This window comes from Bradyrhizobium sp. IC3195, from assembly GCF_020193585.1.
In the GTDB taxonomy this organism is placed as follows: domain Bacteria; phylum Pseudomonadota; class Alphaproteobacteria; order Rhizobiales; family Xanthobacteraceae; genus Bradyrhizobium; species Bradyrhizobium yuanmingense.
This window is the reverse complement of sequence record NZ_JADYVG010000002.1, coordinates 194125-219933: the sequence shown is the minus strand read 5'-3', so window position 1 is coordinate 219933 and position 25809 is coordinate 194125. Positions and strand designations below refer to the sequence as shown.

18 protein-coding genes and 1 tRNA gene are annotated in these 25809 nt (G+C 58.4%); 12 read left to right on the top strand and 7 right to left on the bottom strand.

All coding sequences use genetic code 11. From position 1 onward, the window contains the following. Nucleotides 1–79: 79 nt before the first annotated feature. Complete coding sequence (locus I6F09_RS04615) at nucleotides 80–502, top strand: 4-oxalocrotonate tautomerase family protein (RefSeq protein ID WP_036013556.1); 423 nt, start codon at nucleotides 80–82, stop codon at nucleotides 500–502. A 45-nt stretch (nucleotides 503–547) separates the two neighbouring features. Here the strand turns inward: I6F09_RS04615 and I6F09_RS04610 are convergent, their stop codons facing one another. Further along, nucleotides 548–1261, bottom strand: a complete 714-nt coding sequence (locus tag I6F09_RS04610) for a DNA helicase (protein ID WP_036029156.1) — start codon at nucleotides 1259–1261, stop codon at nucleotides 548–550. A gap of 197 nt (nucleotides 1262–1458) precedes the next feature. Further along, entirely contained in the window at nucleotides 1459–2196 is a 738-nt protein-coding gene (gene lipB, locus I6F09_RS04605; RefSeq protein WP_036013562.1) for a lipoyl(octanoyl) transferase LipB, read from the bottom strand. Between the two features lie 82 nt (nucleotides 2197–2278). Between lipB and I6F09_RS04600 the strand changes: the two genes are divergently transcribed. Then, the gene (locus I6F09_RS04600; protein WP_018647371.1) at nucleotides 2279–2521 is read left to right on the top strand and encodes a FliM/FliN family flagellar motor switch protein; all 243 of its coding nucleotides are present in this window, start codon (nucleotides 2279–2281) and stop codon (nucleotides 2519–2521) included. Nucleotides 2522–2717: 196 nt separating this feature from the next. After that, nucleotides 2718–2802, top strand: a tRNA-Leu gene (locus tag I6F09_RS04595). 983 nt (nucleotides 2803–3785) lie between these two features. On the opposite strand, the gene I6F09_RS04590 is transcribed toward I6F09_RS04595, so the two are convergent. Further along, on the bottom strand, nucleotides 3786–4001 hold the full coding sequence (locus tag I6F09_RS04590; RefSeq protein WP_074448160.1) for a hypothetical protein: 216 nt from the start codon (nucleotides 3999–4001) through the stop codon (nucleotides 3786–3788). 696 nt (nucleotides 4002–4697) lie between these two features. Between I6F09_RS04590 and I6F09_RS04585 the strand changes: the two genes are divergently transcribed. The 3 genes from I6F09_RS04585 to I6F09_RS04575 all read left to right on the top strand — a co-directional run bounded on the left by I6F09_RS04585 (nucleotide 4698) and on the right by I6F09_RS04575 (nucleotide 7333). After that, nucleotides 4698–4943 carry a hypothetical protein gene (locus tag I6F09_RS04585; protein WP_036013565.1) on the top strand — a complete coding sequence of 82 codons (246 nt, stop codon included), beginning with the start codon at nucleotides 4698–4700 and terminating at the stop codon, nucleotides 4941–4943. Between the two features lie 283 nt (nucleotides 4944–5226). Beyond that, a complete protein-coding gene (locus I6F09_RS04580; protein ID WP_225187557.1) occupies nucleotides 5227–6267 on the top strand; it encodes a PqqD family peptide modification chaperone in 1041 nt (346 codons plus the stop codon). A 37-nt stretch (nucleotides 6268–6304) separates the two neighbouring features. After that, nucleotides 6305–7333, top strand: coding sequence for a nucleotidyltransferase family protein (locus I6F09_RS04575; RefSeq protein ID WP_225187556.1), 1029 nt, complete (start codon nucleotides 6305–6307; stop codon nucleotides 7331–7333). Nucleotides 7334–7478: 145 nt separating this feature from the next. Here the strand turns inward: I6F09_RS04575 and I6F09_RS04570 are convergent, their stop codons facing one another. Then, nucleotides 7479–7865 (bottom strand): H-NS histone family protein, encoded by a 387-nt coding sequence (locus I6F09_RS04570; protein WP_081493007.1) that lies wholly within the window; start codon nucleotides 7863–7865, stop codon nucleotides 7479–7481. Between the two features lie 692 nt (nucleotides 7866–8557). Here I6F09_RS04570 and I6F09_RS04565 point away from each other — a divergent pair. Further along, nucleotides 8558–8926 carry an H-NS histone family protein gene (locus tag I6F09_RS04565; protein WP_036013596.1) on the top strand — a complete coding sequence of 123 codons (369 nt, stop codon included), beginning with the start codon at nucleotides 8558–8560 and terminating at the stop codon, nucleotides 8924–8926. A 62-nt stretch (nucleotides 8927–8988) separates the two neighbouring features. Here the strand turns inward: I6F09_RS04565 and I6F09_RS04560 are convergent, their stop codons facing one another. The 3 genes from I6F09_RS04560 to I6F09_RS04550 all read right to left on the bottom strand — a co-directional run bounded on the left by I6F09_RS04560 (nucleotide 8989) and on the right by I6F09_RS04550 (nucleotide 15029). Then, a complete protein-coding gene (locus tag I6F09_RS04560) occupies nucleotides 8989–10458 on the bottom strand; it encodes an exopolysaccharide biosynthesis polyprenyl glycosylphosphotransferase (protein ID WP_225187555.1) in 1470 nt (489 codons plus the stop codon). A 146-nt stretch (nucleotides 10459–10604) separates the two neighbouring features. Continuing rightward, on the bottom strand, nucleotides 10605–12644 hold the full coding sequence (locus I6F09_RS04555; protein ID WP_225187554.1) for a hypothetical protein: 2040 nt from the start codon (nucleotides 12642–12644) through the stop codon (nucleotides 10605–10607). Nucleotides 12645–12692: 48 nt separating this feature from the next. After that, on the bottom strand, nucleotides 12693–15029 hold the full coding sequence (locus I6F09_RS04550; protein ID WP_225187761.1) for a Wzz/FepE/Etk N-terminal domain-containing protein: 2337 nt from the start codon (nucleotides 15027–15029) through the stop codon (nucleotides 12693–12695). A gap of 349 nt (nucleotides 15030–15378) precedes the next feature. Between I6F09_RS04550 and rfbC the strand changes: the two genes are divergently transcribed. The 5 genes from rfbC (at nucleotide 15379) to I6F09_RS04525 (ending at nucleotide 25801) form a co-directional block, all read left to right on the top strand. Further along, nucleotides 15379–15936, top strand: coding sequence for a dTDP-4-dehydrorhamnose 3,5-epimerase (rfbC, locus tag I6F09_RS04545; protein WP_225187553.1), 558 nt, complete (start codon nucleotides 15379–15381; stop codon nucleotides 15934–15936). A gap of 13 nt (nucleotides 15937–15949) precedes the next feature. Next, complete coding sequence (gene rfbB / locus I6F09_RS04540) at nucleotides 15950–17008, top strand: dTDP-glucose 4,6-dehydratase (RefSeq protein ID WP_225187552.1); 1059 nt, start codon at nucleotides 15950–15952, stop codon at nucleotides 17006–17008. Between the two features lie 7 nt (nucleotides 17009–17015). Continuing rightward, complete coding sequence (gene rfbD, locus I6F09_RS04535; RefSeq protein WP_225187551.1) at nucleotides 17016–18005, top strand: dTDP-4-dehydrorhamnose reductase; 990 nt, start codon at nucleotides 17016–17018, stop codon at nucleotides 18003–18005. After that, the gene (gene rfbA, locus I6F09_RS04530) at nucleotides 17914–18801 is read left to right on the top strand and encodes a glucose-1-phosphate thymidylyltransferase RfbA (RefSeq protein WP_225187550.1); all 888 of its coding nucleotides are present in this window, start codon (nucleotides 17914–17916) and stop codon (nucleotides 18799–18801) included. Before rfbD ends, rfbA begins: the two co-directional genes overlap by 92 nt. Before the next feature lie 457 nt (nucleotides 18802–19258). After that, complete coding sequence (locus tag I6F09_RS04525) at nucleotides 19259–25801, top strand: DUF4082 domain-containing protein (protein ID WP_225187549.1); 6543 nt, start codon at nucleotides 19259–19261, stop codon at nucleotides 25799–25801. The last annotated feature ends 8 nt before the right edge of the window (nucleotides 25802–25809 follow it).

Sequence of the window (25809 nt, the reverse complement as noted above, 5' to 3'; positions counted from 1 at the left end):
AAGATACCAAAATGATGGCGGCAGGTCTAGTTTCTTACCGACGCCGCACGCATTGCGCGGCATATCGAGGAGAACGACGATGCCCCTGATCACCGTGTCCTACACCACGTCTCGCCAGTCCCCCTCGCTGAAGGCCGATATCGCGAGCGCGGTGTCCGAGCTCACAGCAAGTATCCTGCACAAGGACCCCAAGGTCACCGCCATCATCGTGAAGTCCGTGGATGCGGGCGACTGGTTCGCCGGCGGCGAGTCGCTCGCCGAGCAGAAGCTCGCCAGCTACTGGATCGACATCCACGTCACCGAGGGCACGAACACCAAGGACGAGAAGGCGGCCTATCTCGCCGCCATGTTCAAGCGCATGGCCGAGATCCTGGGGCCGCTGCATCCCGAGACCTACCTGCATGTCGACGAGGTCAAGGGCGATGCATACGGCTTTGGCGGCCTGTCTCAGGAGCGGCGCTACATCGCCGGCAAGCTCGAGGTCTCGCTGCAGGCGGCGTGATGCGAGAGGCCGCGGGTGAGCCGTCTCACCCGCGGCCTGCAGCCATCAGCTCGCCGCGCGGAATTGCACTTCGGCTTTGTTGATGAAGCATGTTTTGTCGAACAGCGTCAGGTCCAGCGGGTTGGGCAGGCGGACATCGCTGAGATCGGGGCAGGGCTTCGCTGCGGGATCATAGGATCGATCGATCTGCGAGATGAAGACGACGATCAGCCCCGTGTCGCGCGCGAACGACCTCAGCGCCCGCACCTGCACCGTCAGGTCGGGGTTTTCCCGCCTCTGATCGAGCAGTTGCAGATAGTCGATCACGACGAAGGTGCCGCGCGGCGCCGCTTCCATCTGCTTGACGATGTAATCGGCGCTGATTGCGTCCGAGCAATCCACCTCGAACAGCTTGTCGAACTGTGTGGGCTCCACGCCGATCGCACGGAGGCGGTCCAACACATCTCGCTCGGTGTACTCCAGTGAGAAGAATGCGGCGCGATGGCCGGACTTCATGGCTTCGACGGCAAGTTCGAGGCTCATCAACGTCTTGCCCTGGCCGGGACGGGCCCCGACCAGCACCAAATCGCCCGGCCGGAACTGCGCGAACAGTTTGCTCGCCGGCGTCAGTGCGGCTGCTTTCGCCGCGAGCATGCTCCAGGCGGAAAAGCCCTCCGTCGCAGCGATGCGGTCAAGCGCGTCGTGGAGCGGAATGCCGGCCTCGCGGGACAGGCGCCTGGCCTTGCGCTTCAGATGGTAGATGGGCGCAGACAGTTTCATCGTCAAAACCTCCCATTGCGAGCATGGATCGCAACCCCTCCTTATGCCTGGCGCTCGAACAGTCGGCCGATGATCAACTCGCCCGGCATGAGGTCTGCTTTCCCGGCGGAGGGAGGAGGCGTGGGCGGCACCGAAATGAAGCGTAGCTGATTCCGCGACGGGCGGAGAGCGGCGCGGTCGGCTCAACAAAAAAAGTATTAGACTGCCGCTTCCGGCAGCAGCGCGCGGGTCGGTCCGAACAGCTCTTCGAACGCCTGCCTGAGCGCGATGTCGACGTCGGCCATGGTCACGAGCTGGCCGAGATCGACCAGCGAGGTGACGCCGTAACGGGGGTCGACGACGCCGCAGGGCACGATGCCGGCGAAATGCGACAGCTCCGGCTCGACATTAATGGCGATGCCGTGAAACGAGACCCAGCGCTTCAGGCGGACGCCGATCGCCGCGATCTTGTCTTCGTGTCCAGGTCCCTTGTCGGGCCGCCTGACCCAGACGCCGACCCGGTCCTCGCGCCGTTCGCCGCGGACGTTGAAGGCGGCGAGCGTCTTCAGGATCAGCTCTTCCAGGCTCGCGACATAGGCCCGCACGTCCGGCCGGCGGCGCTTGAGGTCGAGCATGACGTAGGCCACGCGCTGGCCGGGTCCGTGATAGGTGAGCTGCCCGCCGCGCCCTGTCGCGAAGGTCGGGAATCGGGAATCGAGCAGGTCGCTTTCCTTGCCCGAGGTGCCGGAGGTGTAGAGCGGGGGATGTTCGAGCAGCCAGACCAGTTCAGGGGCCTCGCCCGCGGCGATCGCCGCGACACGCGCCTCCATGGCGGCCACGGCCTCCGGATAGGGCACCGGGGCATCCGAAATCCGCCATTCGACGACTTCGCCGCCTGCGGCGGAAAACGACGTCAAATCGAGGTCTTGGCGGTGGCTTTCAGGGGAATTAACCATTGGCTAACCATAACGTGGTGATCATCTCTGGAGCAAATGAAGAGTCCCAAGTCCCAAGTCTCAAGTTGCGGCGGTCCTGACAGTGCCCACTCTCGACAAAGTCACCGTGGATCTCATGGTCGTCCTCGGGACGACCACGATGCCGATCCATCAAGTATTACGTCTTTCCCGCGGCGCCATCATCGAGCTGGACGCAACTGAGGCCGACGAAGTCAAGGTGCTCGCCAATAATCTGCCGGTCGCCTCCGGCGTTGTGCTGGTCGACCGCAACAGAATCGCGGTCGAGGTCAAGCAGATGCTGCCGCGCTCGCCGGGGACGCGGTAGGCCCCCGGTCACACGGGACCGGGCAAGCGGTAGCGGCCTGGGTATCCTATAAGGCCGATCTCCTGGGGAAGGGCGGCGTTTTTCCTGCCAAGCTTGTGGAATTCAGGGCTTTTGCAGGCTTGTATCCCCCTGATGGATTTGTTAGATCGGCGCCGCTGATCCGGCCGCCCGAACGACCTCAGGCCGGCATCTCCTAGCGCTCGTGGCGGAACTGGTAGACGCGCTGCCTTGAGGTGGCAGTGGGTAACACCGTGGGGGTTCGAGTCCCTCCGAGCGCACCACAATTTGCAATCGCTGGCGGGTTGCCCACCGTGGCGGTGAATACGAGTGTGCAAGAGCCGTCGAAAGTGAACGCAAGCTCACTTTGTGGCTTGCTCGTTGCCCTCAAGATTTCACCCCCCATCCTAAGTAATGATGAGTTTCAGCGGAGAGCCGGCCGCAATGATCCCACGCCTGTCGGGCACGTTGCGGACGATTGGGGGCGGGGTAATCCGGGAAAATGCCTGGCATGCTCAGTTGCCGACGCTGCTGTTGAGCTCGCCACAAGCGGCGGATCGCGTCCACGTTCTTCGTCATCGAGTAGAGGTTGCACACGTTCAGGTCTCGGGAGGTGCCTGGCGAGGACGGTTGTCAGTTGCGGGTTTGGCATGCGCCAGCTCGCGGGTCGATCAGACATACCCAGCTAGAACATAATGGGAACGAAAGAGGCGATACGGTCGCTCGTTATCGTTCTCCTCGCCCGTTGGGCATCGATGAAGCGGTCCTACACTAACGGGGATCCAGAAGAGCGCTTGCAATTCCATGCTGGCCTTCAACTCCAGGGAGCATAGTCGTCACAATTGCCCCTGAACTGCGGATGCCTTGCGTGCGATGTCTCATGCTCGGCGGCCTCGGGCGCGCGATGCCGACGATGATCGTCGTCTTTGTCCCGAGCGCCGTGCTTCCGCCCTTCTTACTCTCTCGCGGAGCCGCCTCAATTGGGCCAGCAGGCTGACGAGCTCGATTCTTGTGTCACGCAGAACAGCCAGGCTGGAAATCCCACTACTCACTACAACACCCCCAAACAGGCCTTTGCCGAATTCGTGACGGAAGCTCGGATTTGTGGCGACGTGCCAACAACGTCTAAGCGATGGCCACCGGGGGCGTCGGTTCGTTTTACGACAATGCGCGAAAATATTCTAAATGGTTGCAATGCATTGCAACAGCAACGCGCTATCGGAAGGGGAATATCAACACACTCTCCGAAGCGCGCGCGTCATTTGCATCAGCACGTTGGCGCTGTACGAGCTACCTCTACAGTTCTGACGATCGGCTCCTCGACCCAGGCCTCGCGGGCAAACCAGTTGTGATTGGCCCGACAGTCCGGACAAAGAGTATTGCCGAAAAACACGATGCTTCGCAGGAAAGTCTCACGATCGGATTTGATGCCGGTCGGAATCGCGCGGCCGGATTGCGGACACTTGACCATGATCATGCCCATACGAGCCTCCCTGAAACACGTATTTGTCGAGAAAAAGGGCCGGCCGGCTGGAGTGCGCTCTCGTCGGTGCGGGTGACTTGGGGGGCATCGCACCTGGGGTCGTTGTTCGAGCAAAAGGGCAGCTTGCTCGTGACGACGCTTCTCCAACCGACCGGATTCCTGCTTGGCGAATTCTTGGGATAGCTGCGGGCTTTCGCCGCAACTCTGAATAATGTCCGACCTCAACCGAACGCTTCTGGGAGGCGCCTAATAACCGTCATGTCGAAATACCCGCGACTTCGTGTCGAACGTTCCCCCTGCGACAAAACCATCAATTTCCTCTCGACGGACAGATCAGCCAACCGCATCACTGGTGTCACTCCCCTCGGTGCAGTCCATTAACTATTCTCTTTTTTATTATTTGTGCAAATTAAAACTCGCCTTGTCGGTCTGATTTACGACTCTCGGCTGATTTATTTTTTTGCGCGGCGCGATGCATTACCGAAAACGTCAGTCCCTTTTCTCGTAGGCTTCTGCAGGCCACCATTCTCAAGTCGGTTCGGCACGTGGTTGCGCTTTGTCACGGTATTGAATGCTCGCCCGAGGTTCAAATATGAAACAAATTTTGATTATAAGCAAAATCTGCAAATCTCGTTGGTTAATTGCTGCCGATCACGTAAGGTACACTCGTCCAGGTTTCTTCGGCTGGAGGAGACAATGTGGGAATTAATTCTTAACGAGTACAACCTCACCTCGGAGACGCTGCAGCTGGCTCAGATGCGCGCAGAATTGGTCAGCATTGGCGAGAAGGAACGCATTCTAAGAGAACGGAGTGCCGATCGCGAAGCTTATCGGTACCTATTGGATGCTCATCGGTCGATCGCCAGGCCGAGCCTCATGGGAGAGCAGGGGTTGAACATTTCTCCTCAAGACGGGGGCAAGGACGGTCAGCTCGCGGCATGACCAGCCGGATTGACATGTCCAAACGAGCCGGACCGGTGGCGTGTGTTCGGGTGAACGAAATCGCAGGCGGCGCAGACCGGGCTAGATTGAGTCTCGCAGGTGGCGGCGGGTCCGCTTGTCCGGTGCCGCGACAACATCGCATCCCGGAGGCTGTCGCCGCCTCGCCGGTACAGGCGAGGCAGAATGGTTCACATTGGTGGAAGCCGTGCTGGAAAGATCGTCGGCAGAGATAGTATTGAGACCGGCTCCGGATGCAGTATTCGCGCTGTTGGATGGTCGACCAATGATCTTCAGCGAAGCGGGGCAGAAGATTTTTGAACTCGACCGAGTAGGGGCATTCATCTGGTGCAAGTTAGGGGAAGGCTCCTCGCTTGGAGACATTTATCGGGGGCTTGCGGCGCAAGGCATTGACGAGCACACGGCACGCCAGTTCACGCGACAGGTCGTAGATGTCTGGGTCGATCGAGCGTTGCTCGAAGTCGATTGGCGAATGCCGACCGATTGCGCCTTCTCAGCTCATCTGGGTCGCCACAGAATAGACATCCGGGCTGCAAATCCGGACCTCTTGAGGCGGCTGCTGTCGCCATTCAGTGTGTCGGACCAGAGTGCCGGCGGCGACGGCGACATCGCGATCGAGGCAATGATGCTGGATGAACAAGTGTTCTTGCGCGCAGAAGATTCCAGCATTTCCAGATGCGACGTCGATGCACTAGCCCCTACGATCAAAGCTCACGTCACCGAGCGGCTTATTCGAAACATTCGCTGGGTGTTCTCCCTTCATGCCGCTTCTCTCGTGAACGACGGCATGGGCCTGTTGTTATGCGGCCATCCGGGAGCAGGAAAGTCTACCCTCACATTGCAGCTGGTGGACGCCGGATTTCGGTACGCTGGCGATGACGTCGCGCTGGTTGGCGGTGACGGAACGATCTGCGGAGTCCCGTTTGCGCTCACCCTCAAGGAAGGATCGTGGGACTTGCTCTCGCGACTACATGGCGACCGCTACGATGCGACGCATTGCCGCTCCGACGGCGTTCGGGTGCGGTACGTACCCATTCCTGATGCGCAGAACGAAAGCTTCTCCGCAGGCTGGATCATCTTCTTGAACCGGGTCGCGAGCGGTCCGACCGAACTAACCGAAATAGATCGTTTGGATTCAATGAGGCGGCTCATCGAGCACGCATTCGCCAGCGATGGTAGACTGTCGCAGACTGGCTTTCTTGCTTTAAGGCGGATTGTCGCGGGTGCGCAATCGCTTCAACTCACCTACTGCGAGGCCGGCGAGGCTCGGCGCCTGCTTGTGGATCTGTGCAATGGCAAGGCATAGCAGCGCGGTCAGGAGCCTCTGCAATTGCTTGCGAGGCATGCCGCCCGTCGACGTAGAGTGGACCTCCGTCATCGGGCTCGCAAATCAGACCCTGACGACGCCGGCGCTCATCGACTTTGTCGACAAATTCGCATCGGTGCTGCCGGAGGACGTCTGCGCCTATATTCGCCATATCCACCGCCGAAACGGGTTGCGCAATGACCGCCTCGTCGCTCAACTCGAAGAGGTCGTCGTTGCGCTGAACGGTCATGGCATTACGCCGGTCCTACTCAAGGGGGCTTCGACACTGGCGACCGCGCCCGAGGCGCGAAGAGGTGTTCGGATAATGTCCGATCTGGATATCATGGTCATGCCAGACGACGCCAGAACGGCTGTCGCCGCGCTATCTGGAATTGGTTACGATATCCATTACCAGACCCCTCCCGAAAGCCATAGATGGCATGCCGATCTGAATCGCCCCCAGGATGTCGGGTCGATCGACCTGCAGCAGGCAGCTCCAGGTCCTGCGTACCTCTACCAGAACTTCGGGCATGCGCTGAACCATTGTATTCCTGCGCCGCTCGGACGGGCACGCGTATATATCCCCACGCCAACCTTCCAAGCGCTGATGTTGATCATCCATGACCAGTTTCAAGACTATGGTTATTGGCTCGGCGACCTCGACCTGCGGCACCTTGTTGAATTGCGCGACCTAAGCCATTCAGCCGAGCCTGTCGATTGGGAGAAGCTTACCTCTCGTGTCTCGGGCGACTTGATGAAGAACGCGGTTGAAACCCAGCTGATCGCCGTTGCCGAGCTGCTTGGCGTCGATATTCCACACGCGTTGCGCTCCCGACTAATTCCTCGCCTGCAGTTCATGCGTCAGTTGATGCAAGCACGCTTTCCGGCTACGCGCGTGCCTCTCCTGGCGATGAGCCTTCTGGACTTCAGAAACTACCGCAGAGAGGCAACTATCGTCTCGACAAAAACGGGGGCGAACCGACGGGGATTGTGGACTGTGCCAAGAGCTAGCACCTTACGACTTCTTTTGAACGCGACGACCGCAGCTCGTGCGGGCAAGGTCTAAGGCAGCGAACGTCAGCGCTTTCGCGATCGAGGCGTCGGTTGGCCAAGCGGGTTTTCGATCCGCCGCCTGTTCGAGGCGGAATTCGCCGCTCAGCACGCACGGTGGAAATTCCCAGCTCAATGCGGTGTGTCCGACTTTCGCGCATCTAGGAATGCTCTCGACCACCAGCATTCCGTTCGGACGATTCACCGTTCTCGGGGATCTTGAACTCCTCGAGCGTGTGGCCCGATTGCAGGGCGGCAACGAGCCAGCGGGGCTGCTTACCACGTCCGGACCAAGTCTCTGTTGGCTGAAGCGGATTGAAGTATTTCGGCACGACCTTCGGGTATTTGCGACGGGGCGGCTGGCCTGTTCCCGCCTCAGTCGCCCCGCTTTCAGCTCCGCCGAGTTGATCCGGCTGGTTGAGCTGCGCAAGACGCTTTTCTAGCTCTCGCTTTTCGGCGGTGATCTTTTCGGCGAGAATCTTTGTCAGCTCCTCGTGAAGGAGCCAAAGTTCCTCAAAATCCATGGCTTCGAGATCTTGCCTTCGCATTAGCATTTCTCGACACCGTTCGACTGACCCGTCGTCATCTAGCCATTCTTCGTCCGAGTGACGAATGAATGTTTGACCAAATCAGTGCTCAAAACGACCATGCAATAAATCTATTATATATTATTTAATAATTATTTCGACGATTATTTTATTAATTGATCTCGGTGGCAAAGTATCTTGCGAAGATGCGTAGAGGAGGCATGGTTTGATAGAGTATCCTCTTGAACGTCTTCAGGATTCAGTCGGCCGGTTTGCGGCTCCGTCGACCGTGTTGTCCGATATCCGGGCCCTGAGCTTCCAAATCGAGCTCAGACGACGCGCGCTGAAGGATATTGGGATTATTAGCTGCCGTTTGCGTCTCTGGGGACGCCCCAAGGCGGTAGGCCAGCCGAGGCTTAACAAAAGCAGTCCGGCGCGTCAGCATCTAATGCTGCGGCGTGGCAGGTCCCTGACGGGATCGGCTCATATGCCATCTCTGATGGGGCTTGAGCAGTTCCCGCGCGGTGATTGGTCCGCGGTTAAATTGTGCGGATCGCTCATTTTCTCGGCTTGATTATTAACGTGGACCCCGTTATCTGGAGCGCCAGTTCCAGTTCGGTTCCAAACATTCTTCTGGGATAATCGGGCTCTCTGTCTTGATTAATATATCGACAGAGGCAATATTGGGTTGGGCGCAACTACACGGTGAGATCATGGCGGCTAAGAAACTTGAGTTAGAAGCGATGTCCCTTGACGATCTCTGGTCGCTTCATGAGGAAATCAGCGGGATCCTGTCTGACCGGATCAAGGCGGAAAAGAACGAGCTGGAGAAGCGCTTAGCGGCACTTGGGGGCGGGATGGCTGTTTTGGCGGATTCGAGCCCGGCAGGCGCGTCTTCGACCGGCAAGCCGAGACGCAAATATCCTCGGGTGCTGCCGAAATATCGGAATCCGCAAACGGCCGAGACCTGGTCGGGACGTGGTAAGCGGCCGCGCTGGTTGGTTGCCGCAATGAAGTCTGGCCGGAGAATTGAAGAGTTTCGCATTGGCGAAGCAAGTCCGAAGCTTCGCCAGCGTGCGTGACTAATCGGTAATTGGCAGGAGTGTAAGGGCCAATCAGAGGCGCTACTCGCATGATCTGTGCTCTAGTAGGCATTGCGCCCTCGCAAGACCTCTACCGGAGTTCGCAGGAGGATTGCGAGATCCAACCCAAGACTCCAGTTGTCGATGTACCAGAGATCATATTGGACACGTGTTTCGACCATGACTGCTGTGGGAGTGGCGCCCCGGCAGCCATGGACTTGAGCCCAGCCAGTCAATCCTGGCCTGACCCGGTGCCGAAGCGCGTAGTTTCGCACAAGCTTGTCAAATTCACTGTCGTGAGCCACGGCGTGAGGACGCGGGCCCACGAGCGACATGCTGCCATCGAGAACGTTTAGCAGTTGCGGCAATTCATCGAAGCTCATTCGGCGCAGCCATTTGCCGACGCGGGTAACGCGTCGATCGGCGCGGTTGGCCTGAAGGATTACGGGCCCGTCCTCGAGCACACGCATGGTCCGGAATTTACGGATCAAGAAGATTCGGCCGTTAAAGCCACAGCGTTGCTGCCGAAAGAATACAGGGCCCGGGGAATCTAACTTGATCGCCACCGCGGTGAGCGCAAGCAGCGGGGCGAGCATCACCAATGCGAGGCCCGCACCGATAACGTCGATCGTCCGCTTGATCGCGCACTCCAGCGGTGTGAGGGGGCCACGCTGGAGCTCTACACAAACGGCGCTTCCAAGACTCCGCTTGGGGTGTCGAAGCAATTCGGATGTCGTGCCAACGGGCACGAATATAATCGGGAAGGGCAAAACGCGCAGATCGGCAACAAAGGCTCGCAGTTCGGGCCATCGCTCCGGTTCAGCTTCCACCACCACCTGATCAAGATGGCAGGTGCGGACGTAGTCGATGACGCGCGTCGTGAGCCGCCTTCGGCAGGCAGGACCGAAGCCTAACGGAGGCAAGCTGAACCTTTCTTTGACGAGGTACCCGTGCATCGACAAGGTCTCGGACAGTCCCACGTTCTTCGACAAGGGTTGATCGCTGATCAGAACAATATTTGTAGTGGCGAACCTCCTGCCGCTCAGAGCCCTTCCGAGAAGCACCTTGACTCCCCACCGCTCGCCCAAAAGCAAGCTCAGGGCCAAGACGGCGAAGAGCAGACCTGGGTGCTGTGAGGTCTCCGGGCGAATTGCGAAGCCGTACACCGCCAAGATGAAAAGCACTGAAGACATCCAAGCTAAACAAACCGCGCGCATCTGGTTTCGGAGGACGAGGAGCTCAACCGGCTGATAAAGCCGGTAGGTCTTCAGCAGGCAAACGAGACAAGCTGCGCTAACCAGCGCCAAGCCAAGCGCGTTGCCCAAGTTGGCCGCGGCTTGCCCATACTGGGCTTGGTACAGCAATGTAGAGGCGAGGCTCGCAAATAGAATGATCGCAACATCAGCACCGAGCACCACGTGCTCGACCGCCTCATAACGGAGGGGCCATTTGGGCTCGCGCGATACCGTCGGTTCGGGACTGAGACGATCCGTAACCTCCCGATCGGGGAAATGTCGGTTCACGAAGTTCATGACCGGGGCTCTGCGATTTAATATTTAATTATTTATTAATTAATCTCGTTTATCAAGTAAAAACCGCGGTTCCGCCCATTTTAATGGCGTGCGCTTCTTTGTCCGATCCGCAATCGCAGTTTGGGCTGAAGTCGCGGCTTTTCAGGTTATCGAGAGCGCCTTCCGGAACTCCTCGCGTAGACCTGGTCCAGGAACGTCGGATCGAGTTCCGAAAGCAGGCCCTCGAAATAGACCTTCCCATCGGCCGAGGCTGACCGGTAAGCGGTCACAAGGGCTGGCTTGAGGGCAGGCCGATGTCTCACGACGAGGTTGACGTCCCGTTTGATCAATTCACGCAGGTCAGGCTCCCGCACCGTGGCATCTGCGGCGAGTGCGATCGATACGCGCAACGGAAGCAGGTCCAAATCATTCGGCGCAGTATAGTATGACATTCTGAGCATCGCTGCCGTGCTGGACTGAGGCGAACTGTGCTTCGACGTCGCCGCGAGCAAGAGCCAAATGTCACCGCGGAGCGGCGAAGAGCGCAATGCACGAGCAAACTCGTCCGAAGACATGGGAGGAGCCGTCCTTTGCTCGTTGGCAGCCAGAGCCGAATCCCGGGTGAATTTCGATGCCCCTCGGATCCATAAGTCTTCACGCGCTGCCGCAAGGGAAACCGGCTTCGACGTCGCGTCCGGCCAGACTGCTGCAGTTGAAAGAACTGACGGCAAAGACGATCTTGCACCGAAATACCGCTCAGGGAGCGCCATCCATGCTGCCTGCACGATCAACACAATACCAAGCACCATCAGGCTAACGCGGGGCCAAATGGCGACTGACGCTGAGGTCAACGTTCGGCGAGGGGCAGGTGTTTGATCTGCAGTCTGGTCGGACGACGCTTTCGGCTCGGAGGATACGGCGTCACGTCCCGCGCCGGAAAGGCTTTGACCGAACGCCAGCCCCAAAAGTGCGGCGAGCAGAAGCGATGCTCCTAAACTCAGAACTCCATGATCGGAAAATGCGAGTATCGTCGCTGCAATCAAGGCGCCGGCGCCTAGCGCTGGGAAGACGTAATCGTAAGCACGTGACAGAGCACGTCTGACCAGAAAGGAAGCGCAGAGCAATGCAGCAATCGCGAGGGCGCAAAGAAAAGCCCACCCCATATCTATAGCGATGGTGGCGGCGGCGGTTGGCCGTTCTGGCGAGTCGCCAGCTCCGGCGTCCTGATAAATCGGCAAGAGTAGCGTTGAAGCACCCGCGCCGGATCCTGCCGGCGCCACGTCCTGCAGTACCCGTTCTGTTGCGGCCTGACTGCTCGTTGACAAGACGATCGTGAGATCGGTGTTCGTTCTGAAGGGAAGGACCGTAGCTGTGGCAATGAAGACAATCGTGGCAGTTGCAAGAACGCCAGCACGACCCCACAGTCCCGGGAACCACCGGCGAACCGCGAACACCGACAGCAAGATTTCCGAGCCGAGGAGGACCGCGACGACTGCAGTCGAGTTGGCCCGAATGAGCAGCGCGGCCATACAGACAATCATTGCGATGATCGCGGCGGACAGCGCAGGGAGGGGTGCTAGCGCAATAGCTCCTGGCCGACTGCGTCGGAGTAGCTGATCGACCGCACGAATTGCCGTTGCACAGGAGAGCAACACACCGAGCACCGCGACGGTCGAGCCGTCGGGCCCAGCCACACCGGTTATTTCCCTGCCGAACCACATGGCAGTAACGATTGTGGCTGTCGACAGCAGAATATGTAGCAGTTGCGCTGCGCGATATCGGTCGAGCGCGACGACGGCAGTAATGAGAGCTGCAGCGAGCACAGCGCAATACTGCACGAGCGAGAACATGGTCGCCATGGTGTCGACGGTGATTCTGTCGGCGAGGCGCTCGTTTAAGGTCGCCGATGCAGTTACCCAAATGGGATTTCCGAGTTTGCTAATCGGCATCGGCACTGACTGCAAAGCCATCCAGAGCGCAGGAGCCGCGAGTACAACGACGAGACCAGGACGGATTAGTTTGGCAAGCCCGAGGGAGGAGGGCGATAGAAAGATCGCCAAGATCAGCGCCGCTGTTGCGAGTGCCAACGATATCAACACCCAGCCTTGAAGGCTTTCCGGCATTGCGAACGCCGCGGCAATCGCCACCAACTCGGCCAATATGACAAGCCGGACCATCATGTATACACCGTCGTCTGGTGTGGCCACTCCTCTGGTCCCGCAGACCAGATAACGTTTCGGCCGCTATGAACAGCCTCAAGAGCCAGAAAGACCATATCGGATGTAATGGCTATCATGGTAATAGTAGCTCCGATGACCGTCATATCGAGCCATCGCCTTGGTATCGGTCTTGCTGAGAACTGCCCCAATAAGAGATTCGTGAATGTTTGGTGCCGTGTGCAGTGCGTGTTGCACTACATCGATCTTGGTCCGGCCCCATTCAACAACGAGAATGTAACAGTCGATCAGAGATGAAGTGGCTCGAACATCAACCAACGGTGTCAAGGGCGGAAGGTCGACGATGACGTAGTCATACTCGGCCCGCAAACGGTCGAACAGTTTGCTGATCGAGTCCGCGCAAAGAATTTCGCTGGTGTGTAGCAGAGGTCCCCGACGCACGGCGGGCAGAAATGCAAGATTGGTCGTCGGGTCTCTCCAGATGGCGTCGGCGAGCGGCCGGCTACCGTTTGCAACTTCGATGATTCCGCAGGCCGCCTTGGGCGCAAAGATGCCCGTTAGTGAGGGATTCCTGAGGTCGCAATCGACGATAATAGCTCGTTTGCCGGTGTGCCCGATCAATTGCGCGAGCGAAGCTGCAATCGTGGTCTTCCCCTCGTTCGGTAATGCAGAGGTAATGCCGATGACCTGGGAGGAGATTTTCGCCGGATTGTGGTCGATGGCTAGCTTGATGGAACGAATGGCCTCCGTATATCGAGATAGTGGCATCCCGACCACCGTCTGATGAATTGCGGTAGGAGGCAAAGCTATCCGCCGCTGAACATCATCATCGGTTTTCTGGAGGCGGATTGGTGGCTTGGGAGATTTGCGGGCCGGCAACAATGGGACCAAAGATAGACAAGGCAGCTCCAGCGCGGATTCCACCTGTGAAGAGGTCCGAAAGACGCGGTCCATGAGGTCTCTGAGGAGCCCCAAGCCGATGCCCAGTGCGAGACCGCCGAGAATGCCAAGCGCAAGTACCAGTTTTGTCTTTGGCTTGCTCTTGCTCGTCGGCGGCGAAGCCGGAAAAAGTACTCGCGTATCCGAGGTGGGAAACGTCTCCTGCTGTGCGGAGCCCATGTAACGCTGAAGGAAGGTCTCGTACAAGCTGCGTAGGCCCTTTGCCCTGCTTTCCAAGTCCTTGATGGTCAGCTCAGCCGAATTGACCGAACGGGACTGCGAAACGGCCTTGGATAATTGTTTTTCGATTTCCTCCTGGCGCTGTTTGGCGAGTTCGAATTCGCTTCGGCTGACTTCGGCAAGTCTCCTGACCTCGTCGAAAATGGAGACGCGAAACTCTCGCGCGCGGTTCCGGACATTGACGACTGCCAAGTGCTCGCGACCGACCCTCGCCGCCAACTCGGCCTCACGTCTGGTGAGCTCGAGATATTGCTGGCGCAACCCTGTAATGATCTGGCTGTTCAGCGCGTCGGCACCGACAGCATCGAGGTTGTCCATCGAGGACGGCTTTTTCGGATCGACGGCAAGGAGAGTTTCATAGCGGGCCAGCTTGGCCGTGGCCTCAGATGTTTGGGTGCGTGCGGCGGCCAATCGGTTGTTGATCTCCGCAATCTGTTGCTCGTCGATGGGCTTTCCATCCAGGGAAACGATATTATTCTGGGCCTTGTAGAAGTCGACGGCGCGCTGGGCGGCGAGGGCTTGGTCGCCGAGATCGCGAAGTCTTTCCTGCAGCCAGCTCGTTGCCTTGCGATTGGCGTCAAATTTTGCATTAAGCTGGTCTGCGACATAAGTGTTCGCTATCGCATTGACGATCTCCGCGGCGCGGGGTGCGTTGCTCGAGCTAAAACCGATCTCAATGATGTTGCTGTACCTGACACGTCCAGCGGACAGCCGGTCGAGAAATGCGCCCACGAGAGCGTCGGATGGTTCGCCGTGCGTCCCGGATGGTGCCTCCTTCTTCGATCTAGGCGAGACCCATGACCGAATCCGTTGCCAGAGCGCCTGCAAAGATAGGTCCGGCGCATTGAAATCCGGATCGTCGGCCAGCTTCAACTCGTTGATTACAGCAATCGCAGTCGACTTCGACCTCAGGAGCTGAAGCTGGGTCTCGATTTGACTGAGATCGAAAGCCGGCTCGGCGAGGAGTGATTGCTGCTGGACAAATTGCGGCCTTGGATTGGCCAACAGGATCTGAACCTGCGCTGTATAGGTTGGAGAGACCAAACGGAGATACAACAGGCTGGCAGCGGTGGCTAGTATCGCAGTGATAAGTATTACGAGATACTGGCGCCGTAGAATCCCGATGACGAAATTGATGATGTCCCTGATTCCCCCGCCTTCTGCCTGGGCGGGTTGAGCCAGCCCGTTCACTGGCAGCCGCATTCCATCCGTATGTTGAAGATTGTTCTGGAGCATCACGTACCTGTCCGAGGGTGGGTCCACGTTGCGGCCGCCCGCCCGCAAAGCAGGATTTAAAGAGCCGCGGGATGGTTGGACGATTATATATCTTAGAAAAACCGTCTTGCCAAATTAAATAAATAATATATTAATCGCGACTGGCGCGGAAAATGTAGGATTATGCCGCTTGTTTGGGCGGCTGTTGGCAAATTCCGTGATGTTTCCGAGACTTACAATTGCTTCGATGACGTTGTCGAAAGTCATGCTTTAGTTTGATCGGGACGCAGAGGGTGGAGAAATTGATCGCTTGGGCGATTATGTCCGTCGCATCGGAGCTATGAAATGAAAGCGAGCAGAAGGGTACCCAATGTTGGAGCTGCGATCCCTGGAGATTCCTGATGTCAAAGTCATTCGCACAGATAGGTTTTCCGATGCCCGCGGCTACTTCTCTGAGACATTTCAGCGATCAGCTTTCGCGGAGAAGGGAATTCTCCATGACTTTGTTCAAGACAATCAGTCCAGCTCGGATCGGATCGGTACGGTGCGCGGCTTGCACTTCCAGCGGCCGCCCTTCGCCCAGGCGAAGTTGATACGGGTGTTGAGCGGGGCGATTCTGGATATTGCAGTTGACCTTCGGCGTTCATCGGCCAGCTTCGGCAAGCACATCGCGATCCAGTTGGATAGTGAAAGCGGCGAGCAGGTGTTCATTCCGAAGGGATTCGCGCACGGCTTCTGTACGCTGCAGCCCAAGACCGTCGTCTTATACAAAGTCGACCAGGTCTATGCCCCAAGTCACGACGGTGGCGTTTATTGGGCTGATTCAACATTAGCGATCGAGTGGCCCGTGAGGCCCTCAGAAGCCCAGGTGTCGCCAAAGGACCAGACTCTTCCTACTCTCAGCCAGCTCGGTTGCGTTTTCGACTAGTGGAGGCGGTAGTATGCGTATCTTGGTGACCGGCGGAGCGGGCTTTATCGGTTCTGCGGTCTGTCGCCGTTTGGCGCTCTACATGGGTGCCGCAGTGATCAACATCGACAAGTTGACATACGCGGCGAACTTGACGTCGCTCGCGAGCATCGAGAGGCTGGAAGCCTATGTGTTCCTGCAATCCGACATTTGCGATCGCGAGACTATGGATTGTGCGTTCGCCGACTATGAGCCGGATGCGATCATACATTTGGCCGCCGAAAGCCACGTCGACCGCTCGATTAACGGACCTCAAGCCTTCGTCAATACCAATGTGGTTGGCACCTACACCCTCTTGGAGGCGGCCAGAGCCTACTACGAACGTCAGCCAGCTTCGAGGCGGAAGCATTTCCGCTTCATCCACGTGTCGACGGACGAAGTCTACGGCTCATTGGGACCGGACGACCTGTTTCGAGAGGATACGCCCTACAGGCCGAGCTCGCCCTACTCGGCGAGCAAGGCCGCCTCGGACCACCTCGCGCTCGCGTGGTTTCGAACCTACGGCCTGCCCGTGATCGTGTCGAACTGCTCGAACAACTATGGGCCGTATCAGTTTCCGGAAAAGCTCATTCCGCTGACGATCCTCAATGCGATCGATGGGAAGCCTCTGCCGATCTATGGCGACGGAAGAAATATCCGCGACTGGCTTCACGTCGATGATCATGCCGCGGGCTTGATACGACTTCTGCACGAAGGAAGGCCCGGCGAGAAGTACAATTTCGGCGGAGATGCCCAGCGATCCAACCTGGAGGTCGTCACCCGGATCTGTGACGTTGTGGATCGCTTATCTCCGGGCGCCGGGTGCAGACGTTCTCTCATTACGTTCGTGCCGGATCGTCCCGGGCATGATGCCCGCTATGCAATCGACGCGTCGAAAGCACATCGCGAGCTCGGCTGGAAACCGACCAGAACCTTCGAACAGGGCCTGTTCGAAACCGTCGGATGGTATCTCAAGAACCGCTCCTGGTGGGAGCGTGCTCGCAGCGGCGTCTATGACGGCTCGCGTCTGGGTCTCCTGGTCGCCCAAAGCTGAGGTGAAGATGACAGGTCGACCCATCCTCATTGCCGGACGGAATGGTCAGCTGGCGAGGTGCCTTCGTGATCTTGCCACAATGCGTGGTCTGCCTGCGGTGGCTGTTGGGCGTCCGGAACTCGATCTAGAGGGGCGGGAAGGGATTGGCGAGATAGTCTCTTCGATCTTGCCGTCTGTAATCATCAATGCGGCCGCCTATACCGCGGTAGATCAGGCCGAATCTGAAGCGGCGAGGGCCTTCAGCATCAATCGCGATGGCGCGGCCGCGCTGGCGGATGTCGCGTGGCAAATGAACATTCCGCTCATCCATCTCTCGACCGACTATGTATTCGACGGTGCGAAACCCGATGCGTACGACGAAAGCGACATTCCAGCGCCGTTGAACGTCTACGGCGCATCCAAGCTTGCCGGGGAGGCTGCTGTATTGGCAGCGCACCCGCTCGCGACCGTGATCAGATGCTCCTGGCTTTACAGTCCCTATGGCAGCAACTTCGTCCGAACTATGCTGCGGCTATGCGAGACGCAGCAGGTCGTGAGGGTTGTCAGCGACCAACATGGTAACCCGACTTACGCGTTCGACCTCGCGGAAGCCGTCCTCCGGATCGCACAACAGTCGGTAACGGAAGATCGCAGGGCCACCGCCGGGATCTTTCATCTCGGTGGCCAAGGCGAGGCAAGCTGGCACGATTTTGCGCAGGCAATCTTCCACGAGTGTTCCCGTCGTGGAGCGCGGATTCGGGCGCTCGAGGCGATCACGACTGAGGAGTTTCCGACTGCTGCGCGTCGGCCTCGGAACTCGCGCCTGGATTCATCCAAGGCCGAACGCGTGTTCGGGATTCGCCTGGCGCCTTGGCGCCATTCACTCCAAGCTTGTCTGGACCAACTGGTCGGAGAAGGAGAAACCGATGCTGAAGGGAATCGTGCTGGCTGGCGGCAGCGGAACGCGCCTCTATCCGATCACACGAGTGGTCAGCAAGCAGTTGCTCCCGATCTATGACAAGCCCATGATCTACTATCCCCTCTCGACTCTGATGTTGGCAGGGATCCGCGAAATTCTGATTATCACCACGCCTTCGGATCGGTGTCAGTTCGAGGGATTGCTAGGCGACGGCAGCCAATGGGGGATCAAGCTTAGCTATGCCGAACAAACCCGACCCGCTGGTCTGGCAGACGCGTTCATTGTCGGGGCCGATTTCATCGGAAGCGATCGCGTAGCGATGGTGCTTGGGGATAATATTTTCTTCGGCGATGGCCTGAGCGAGTTGCTTGCCAGGGCGGCAGGTCGCGAGGAAGGCGCAACCATCTTTGCCTATCACGTGCGAGACCCAGAACGATACGGTGTGGTCGCATTTGATGAAGCGGATCGCCCCGTGTCGATCGAAGAGAAACCCAAACGACCGGCTTCGAACTGGGCAGTCACAGGGCTGTATTTTTTCGACAACCGCGTCGTCCGCTACGCTCGCCGCGTCGAGCCATCGGCGCGCGGCGAGCTCGAGATTACCGATCTTCAGATGCGTTATCTTTCGGCCAATGCGCTCCACGTTGAGCGGATGGGGCGGGGATTTGCGTGGTTGGATACCGGCACGATCGAATCTCTCATCGATGCAGGGACGTTCGTCCAGACCCTGGAAAAGCGGCAGGGGATGAAAATTGCCTGCCTCGAGGAGGTCGCATTTAGACTCGGCTTCATTGATCGCGATCAACTTCTGGCGCTGGCGCAACCGCTGGAGAAGAGCGGCTACGGCAAATATCTGAGCGAAATCATGCGACTGCCGCAGTTTGCCTCGCGTTAGCGCTGCTCAAGAAATATCGAAACGATGTTAAATGTATGCGTATTGAATTGACCGCAGTTTAAAACACAATTAAAAGATTTGATGCGATTAATATTTAATCGGTGTGGTCATGCTGTTGCGAAAGGCGAGTGCCTTCAGCCGGGGAGCTCGACCCGTTAGCTGGGGGGAAGATATTCCAGCCTCTTGGCAGGAATCAACGTTCTGGAAGGCTTTCGCAAGCTTCGACCCCCTTGGCCCCTCGGCTGCGCAGCTTGCTGATCAGCCCGTAGGCGAGACGCCCACTCTGAGTGTTCCCTGGTTCTTCGGGCAGACGTCTCGTGCCAACTCGGGTCCGCTGTCGGACTTGCTCCGTCGTCAGCCTCGCCTCTCCGCCGCTCCTTCCCATTCGCGATTATCTACGCTGCTGTCTTCGACGTCTTTGACGCGCGGTCAAGACTTGACGCCAACGTCAGCATCTGTGGCAAACGAAGCGACGCCGGCATCACAGTTCGTTGCCACCACTGCCGCCACGCACTGGGCTCACCCGACTGATGGAGCCTGGAATGTCGCTACTAACTCGAGCGCCGGGCTTCCGGGCATCAGCGATGCCGCGTTCCTAGATGCAGCAGGCACGTATGTCGTCACGAGCTCGACCAGTGTTGACATTGGGAGCCTGCTCCTCGATGCAGGTGCGACGCTTTCGTTGAGTGCTGGCTCGCGGTTTATCGTCGAAGGCGATGTGCTGAACAATGGGACAGTCGAGGTTGAAGCGTTCCTTGGCTATCGCATTCCGACTGGGGAGTTTAGGGGTGACGTCAGCGGTACTGGATCTTTCGAGATTGCAGACAAGGCGATCCTGGAGATCGGAGGTTCGGTTTCCGGCCAGTTCTTGAATGGATCGTTCTCCGGCATAACGGTGTCGTTCGAAACGGGAACTGGCACGCTTGTCCTCGATCAGTCGGCCAACTTCCGCGGCTTGATCGCGGGTTCGTCGCCGGGAGCGCCGCTTGCGCCAGGCAACCTCATCGACTTGAAGGATCTCCCCTTTACATCGTCGATGTCGGCGACCGTCCACTACGACAATAGCTCGAATATCAGCACGGTCGATTTCAGCAACGGTGCGGCCAATGTCTCCTTGCTGTTCTCGGGCATGGACTCGAATTGGAATTTTGAAAGCGATGGGCAGGGAGGCACCATTGTTTCCGATCCGCCCACGAATCCCATCGTGCTGGAAAACCAGAAGCCAGGTACGCCGAAGAGCGTCTGGCAGATTCAGCCGGGTGAGAATTCAACTCTGACCGAAGGATTTACGACAGCGATCAGCACCAATGTCGGGGGAACGGTCCAATTCAAGATCAATAACCTGACCGGCAACCCGAACTATCGGGTCGATGTCTACCGGCTGGGCTATTACGGCGGCGATGGTGCTAGGCTGGTTACGAGCATGCAGCATCAGGCCGCAACGGCGGTCGTCCAACCCGATCCATTGCGCGATCCGTCGACCGGGCTCGTCGATGCCGGCAATTGGAGCGTGACGGATTCCTGGAGCGTACCGACCGATGCGGTCTCGGGCGTCTACATAGCCAGCGTCGTCAACGGCACCGAGATTTTCCAGATCCCATTCATCATAAGGAACGACGCTTCGCACAGCGACATCGTCCTCCAGACAAGTGATCAGGACTGGCAAGCCTACAATGGCTGGGGAGGGGCCAACTTATATTTCGGGAATGGCCCGGGCGTCAGTGGATCAGCCTACGCGGTCAGTTACAATCGCCCTCTCATAACGCGTGACGGCGAGGGAACCTTTGCCGAGGGGGGAGATTCCCCGTTCACGGCTGAGTTTGCGGCTATTCAGTGGATCGAGCAAAACGGGTACGACGTTTCTTACATTTCGGGAATCGATGCTGCGACGAACGGCTCGTTGTTGCTCAATCACAAAGTCTTCATGGACGCGGGGCATGACGAGTATTGGACCGAAGCTCAGCGTGCCAACGTACAGGCCGCAGCGCATGCTGGTGTGAACCTTGCGTTTCTCACAGGCAACGAGATCTATTGGAAAACAAGATTGGCACCCAGCATCGATGGCAGCGGATCAGCCAATCGCACACTCATTAGCTACAAGGATACGCACGCGAATGCGTTGATTGATCCAACAGGACAAGCGACCGGCAATTACTCTGACCCGCGGTTCGGTCCGCCTCTCCCCTCGAACGAGTTGACCGGTACATTGTTCGCGGTCAACGCATTTCGGTACGATACGATCACGATACCGTATCCGATGACCCAATTGCGCTTCTGGCGCGATACGGCCGTCGCGCAAACGTCACCCGGGCAGACTGCCTCGCTCGTACCTGGCCTGTTAGGCGTTGAATGGGACACCGCGCCGGACAACGGATTTCGCCCAGCGGGGTTGATGAGTGTCTCATCTACTACATTGCAGGTGAATGGACAGCTTCTCCTCGATTATGGCAACACGTTCGCAAACGGCACGGCGACCCACAATCTCGTCCTGCATCGGGATCCCGTCAGTGGCGCACTGATATTCTCGGCCGGTTCGATCAACTGGTCATGGGCGCTTGCCAGCGACCACGACGGACCAGCGACCCCGGTAGACCCTAATGTCCAGCAGGCGATGGTCAACCTTTTCGCCGATATGGGCGTTCAGCCGGCGACGCTGCAAGCAAACCTGATGGCCGCGATTCGGTCGACCGACACTACGGCGCCCACTTCTAGTATCGCCAATCTCTCCGCCGCCAGCGTTGTCGAGGGGCAATCGATTACGGTGACGGGGGCGGCCACTGATGCTGGCGGAAGGATTGCCGGCGTCGAGATTTCCACGGATGGTGGTACGAGCTGGCATCCAGCGAATAGCAATGTCGGCGCGGCGAACGTCACGTGGTCATACACGTTCGTCACAGGCGCGCAGGGGACATATCGTCTCAAGACCAGGGCGGTCGACGACAGCCTGAATCTGGAAACACCTGGTGCGGGCACGACCTACACGGTTACGCCGTCTTCCAACCTGACGCTCTTCAGTCCGACTGACACGCCTGCGGTGATCTCGACCAGTGATTCCAGCGCAGTTGAGGTCGGCGTCAAATTCATCCCCGCAGTGTCGGGCAAGATCACCGGCATTCGTTTCTACAAGGCGTCTGATAATACCGGCACCCACATCGGTGACCTCTGGACCTCCAACGGGACGCTGCTTGCGAGCGCAACGTTTAGCAATGAAACGACGAGTGGATGGCAGCAGGTTGATTTCGCAACGCCTGTCAATGTGCAGGCGGGTGTCACGTATGTCGCTTCCTATCACACGAATACCGGCCACTATTCCTCGACGGACTACTATTTCATCGACTATGACGGCCTTACGAAAGGTGCGCTCAACGCCCCCGGAAACAGCCTCAACGGCGTGTATGCCTATGGCAGTAGCCCGGTCTTCCCCAGCAACGCCTCCTATATCAAGGCCGCGAACTACTGGGTGGACGTTGTCTTCAACGATTCAGGCTCGACCTCGCCACAAGCCAATGCCGACAGCGGCTTCACGGTCAGCCAGAATGGCGTGTTGAACATCGCGGCTTCAACGCTGCTCGCGAACGACACCAACCCCTCCGGATTGGCTTTCTCAATTACCAGCGTCAGCAACGCTTCCAATGGAAGCGTAAGCTACAATTCGCAGAACCAGACCGTGACCTTCACGCCCACCAATGGCTATGCCGGGGCGGCCAGCTTCACCTACACGATCACGGACACCAGCGGCCAGAGCGGGTCCGGCCAGGTGTCGCTCAAGGTCAACTATCCGGTCTCCGCACAGAGCCTGTTCGGCACCAATGATGCGCCAAGCGTCCCCAATTCCGGCGATACCAGCCCCGTCGAAGTCGGAGTCAAGTTCACCGCATCGGTGAACGGGACAGTAACCGGCCTGCGCTTCTACAAGGGATCGTTGAATACGGGTCCCCATATTGCGGATCTCTGGAGCTCGACCGGAACCCTGCTTGCAACTGCCACGTTCACGAACGAGACCGCCAGCGGCTGGCAACAGGTCAACTTCTCCACCCCTGTCGCGATCACGGCAGGGACCACGTACGTCGCATCCTATCACACCAACGGCAATTATTCCGGTACCCAGAACTATTTCGCAACCTCGCTTACCAATGGTCAGTTGACGGCGCCGGCTGGCAGCAACGGAGTCTATGCCTACGGATCTGGAAGCGCGTTCCCGACGAATAGCTTTAAATCCTCCAACTACTGGGTCGACGTCGTCTTCAACGGATCCGCCGCAGCCAGTGCGCCCCAAGCCAATGCGGACAGCGGCTTCACAGTTAGCCAGAATGGGGTGCTGAATATTGCGGCATCGACGTTGCTCGCGAACGACACCAACGCATCCGGATTGGCTTTCTCGATTACCAGCGTCAGCAACGCTTCCAATGGCAGCGTAAGCTATAATTCGCAGAATCAGACCGTGACCTTCACGCCCACCGCTGGCTATGCCGGCGCGGCGAGCTTCACCTACACGATCACGGACACCAGCGGCCAGAGCGGGTCCGGCCAGGTGTCGCTCAAGGTCAACTATCCGGTCTCCGCACAGAGCCTGTTCGGCACCAATGATGCGCCAAGCGTCCCCAATTCCGGCGATACCAGCCCCGTCGAAGTCGGAGTCAAGTTCACCGCATCGGTGAACGGGACAGTAACCGGCCTGCGCTTCTACAAGGGATCGTTGAATACGGGTCCCCATATTGCGGATCTCTGGAGCTCGACCGGAACCCTGCTTGCAACTGCCACGTTCACGAACGAGACCGCCAGCGGCTGGCAACAGGTCAACTTCTCCACCCCTGTCGCGATCACGGCAGGGACCACGTACGTCGCATCCTATCACACCAACGGCAATTATTCCGGTACCCAGAACTATTTCGCAACCTCGCTTACCAATGGTCAGTTGACGGCGCCGGCTGGCAGCAACGGAGTCTATGCCTACGGATCCGGAAGCGCGTTCCCGACGAATACTTTCAACTCCTCCAACTACTGGGTCGATGTCGTCTTCAACGGCTCCGCCGCCAGCAACAATACCCCGCCAACCGCGGTTGCTGACAGCGCGGACGCCATCGAAAAGGGTGGCGTGAACAACAGCACGGGCGGTTCGCCCGCGGCCGGCAATGTCCTGGCCAACGACACCGATCCCGATGCTGGGGACACCAAGACCGTCACTGCATTCAGCTTTGGCACGACCAGCGGGGCGTTCCAGACGGCTCTCGCGGGCGCGCACGGCACGCTCTTGCTCAATGCCTCGGGTGCTTTCACCTACACGGTGAACGAGAACGATCAAGCCGTGCAGGCCTTGCGGCAGTTGTCCAATACGCTGAACGATGTCTTCAGCTATACGATGCGGGACGCCGCGGGCGCGGCGTCCTCGGCAACCCTTTCTGTCACCATTCACGGCGCCAACGACGCGCCGGTCCTGGCAATCCAGACCGGCAACCAGGCCGCGACCGTTGGCTCGGCGTTTTCGCTAACGCTACCCGCCGGCACCTTTACCGATGTCGATGCCGGCGACTCGCTCACCTACAGCGCAACCGCTGGCAGTTCAGGGCTTCCGGCCTGGCTCACGTTCACTCCATCGACCCGAACCTTTACCGGCACGCCGACGTCCGCGGACGTTGGCACGTTCAGCGTCACGGTGTCCGCTGCCGATCTCGGCAACCTCACGAGCAGCGAGACATTCAATATCGCAGTTTCGGCGGTTCCTTCGACCGTGAGCCTATTCTCTACCACCGATACTCCGGCGATCCGATCGGGGTCGGACACTTCCCAAGTCAACCTCGGAATGCAATTCTCGTCGTCCGTGGCAGGCACGATTACCGGAATCAAATACTACAAGAGCGCGAATGATCCCGGAACCCATACGGGCTCGTTGTGGAGCAGCACCGGCGCGCTGCTGGCGACCGCGACTTTCACGAACGAGAGCAGCAGCGGTTGGCAGACAGTCACGTTCAGCAATCCGGTGTCCATCACAGCCGGCACCACCTACGTCGCAAGCTATCACAGCAACGGCCACTACGCCTCCACCACCAGCTACTTCACCGCCGCTCGCACCAATGGGCCGCTCACGGCTCCCGCGAACATCAACGGCCTCTACACCTATGGAACGAGCAATTTGCTCCCGACCAATACCTATAACGCGAGCAATTACTGGGTTGATGTCGTGTTCAACAGCTCGAGCGGTGGCCCTAACCGGTCACCCGTCGCCGCGAACGACAGCGGCTTCGACGCCACGCAGAACGTGCCTTTCGGGATCCCGGCCTCGGCACTGCTTTCCAACGATACCGATCCGGACGGCAATACGCTTACGATCACGGGCGCGAGCGGTGGTGTGAACGGTGTCGCCAGCTACAACGCCCAAAGTAACAGTGTGATCTTCACACCGACGACCGGTTACACGGGGCCGGCATCGTTCAACTACAGCATCTCCGATGGCCAAGGTGGCTCCGCCAGCGCATCCGTCGCCCTGGATGTGAATGCTCCGTCTTCAACTACCGTGCGTCTGTTTAGCGCAAGTCAGACGCCTAGCATCGTGGCGGCCAATGATCCCAACTCTGTGGAGTTGGGAGTCAAATTCCAGACGTCGACCCCGGGCGATATCATCGGCGTTCGCTTCTACAAGGGACCGTCCAACACGGGCACCCACGTTGCGGATCTTTGGAGCAGCACCGGCACATTGCTCGCAACTGCGACCTTCACCAACGAAACCGCCGATGGCTGGCAGCAGGTCAATTTCGCTACGCCCGTGACGATCATGCCGGGAACTACCTACGTCGCCTCCTATCACACCGCCGGGAATTATGCGGCCGATCCGGGCCTGCTCGCCAGCGCAATTACCAACGATCCTCTGACGGCCCCATCCTCGGACTCGATCGGTGGCAACGGTGTGTTTGCGTACGGAACAGATAGCCTATTCCCCACCAACACCTACAACTCAACGAGCTATGGCGTAGATGTTGTTTTCAGACCTCAGCTAGCAGCATAGGAGACGTA

Bases quoted from the DNA above. Each gene is read 5' to 3' on its own strand.
- rfbA (WP_225187550.1), top strand. From the start codon at position 17,914: ATGCTGAAGGGAATCGTGCTGGCTGGCGGCAGCGGAACGCGCCTCTAT.
- rfbD (WP_225187551.1), top strand. From the start codon at position 17,016: ATGACAGGTCGACCCATCCTCATTGCCGGACGGAATGGTCAGCTGGCG.
- I6F09_RS04610 (WP_036029156.1), bottom strand. From the start codon at position 1,261: ATGAAACTGTCTGCGCCCATCTACCATCTGAAGCGCAAGGCCAGGCGC.
- lipB (WP_036013562.1), bottom strand. From the start codon at position 2,196: ATGGTTAATTCCCCTGAAAGCCACCGCCAAGACCTCGATTTGACGTCG.
- I6F09_RS04570 (WP_081493007.1), bottom strand. From the start codon at position 7,865: ATGCGAAGGCAAGATCTCGAAGCCATGGATTTTGAGGAACTTTGGCTC.
- I6F09_RS04565 (WP_036013596.1), top strand. From the start codon at position 8,558: ATGGCGGCTAAGAAACTTGAGTTAGAAGCGATGTCCCTTGACGATCTC.
- I6F09_RS04590 (WP_074448160.1), bottom strand. From the start codon at position 4,001: ATGGGCATGATCATGGTCAAGTGTCCGCAATCCGGCCGCGCGATTCCG.
- I6F09_RS04615 (WP_036013556.1), top strand. From the start codon at position 80: ATGCCCCTGATCACCGTGTCCTACACCACGTCTCGCCAGTCCCCCTCG.
- rfbC (WP_225187553.1), top strand. From the start codon at position 15,379: ATGTTGGAGCTGCGATCCCTGGAGATTCCTGATGTCAAAGTCATTCGC.
- I6F09_RS04575 (WP_225187556.1), top strand. From the start codon at position 6,305: ATGCCGCCCGTCGACGTAGAGTGGACCTCCGTCATCGGGCTCGCAAAT.
- rfbB (WP_225187552.1), top strand. From the start codon at position 15,950: ATGCGTATCTTGGTGACCGGCGGAGCGGGCTTTATCGGTTCTGCGGTC.
- I6F09_RS04580 (WP_225187557.1), top strand. From the start codon at position 5,227: ATGATCTTCAGCGAAGCGGGGCAGAAGATTTTTGAACTCGACCGAGTA.
- I6F09_RS04560 (WP_225187555.1), bottom strand. From the start codon at position 10,458: ATGAACTTCGTGAACCGACATTTCCCCGATCGGGAGGTTACGGATCGT.
- I6F09_RS04585 (WP_036013565.1), top strand. From the start codon at position 4,698: ATGTGGGAATTAATTCTTAACGAGTACAACCTCACCTCGGAGACGCTG.
- I6F09_RS04550 (WP_225187761.1), bottom strand. From the start codon at position 15,029: ATGCTCCAGAACAATCTTCAACATACGGATGGAATGCGGCTGCCAGTG.